Genomic DNA, 485 nt, shown 5'->3' with positions numbered 1-485 from the left:
CAGAAGATCGCAGCACGGTAACAGCGGCAACCGGCATGACCGTGACGCCTGCCAGCACCTCGGTGGTGAAAGGGCAGAGCACCACGCTGACCGTGGCCTTCCAGCCGGAGGGCGTAACCGACAAGAGCTTTCGTGCGGTGTCTGCGGATAAAACAAAAGCCACCGTGTCGGTCAGTGGTATGACCATCACCGTGAACGGCGTTGCTGCAGGCAAGGTCAACATTCCGGTTGTATCCGGTAATGGTGAGTTTGCTGCGGTTGCAGAAATTACCGTCACCGCCAGTTAATCCGGAGAGTCAGCGATGTTCCTGAAAACCGAATCATTTGAACATAACGGTGTGACCGTCACGCTTTCTGAACTGTCAGCCCTGCAGCGCATTGAGCATCTCGCCCTGATGAAACGGCAGGCAGAACAGGCGGAGTCAGACAGCAACCGGAAGTTTACTGTGGAAGACGCCATCAGAACCGGCGCGTTTCTGGTGGCG

At 56.7% G+C, this 485-nt stretch carries 2 protein-coding genes; both read left to right on the top strand.

The annotated features are described in order from the left end of the window. On the top strand, window positions 1-287 hold a 287-nt coding region (locus tag JW499_RS21640; RefSeq protein ID WP_205212519.1), incomplete at its 5' end, for an Ig-like domain-containing protein. A 15-nt stretch (window positions 288-302) separates the two neighbouring features. Continuing rightward, window positions 303-485 (top strand): phage tail assembly chaperone G (gpG, locus tag JW499_RS21635; protein ID WP_085429807.1); only part of this gene is annotated, 183 nt, incomplete at its 3' end.

The sequence above is a fragment of the Amphritea pacifica genome (genome assembly GCF_016924145.1).
Taxonomy (GTDB): Bacteria; Pseudomonadota; Gammaproteobacteria; order Pseudomonadales; family Balneatricaceae; genus Amphritea; species Amphritea pacifica.
This window is presented reverse-complemented; position numbering and strand designations above follow the sequence as displayed.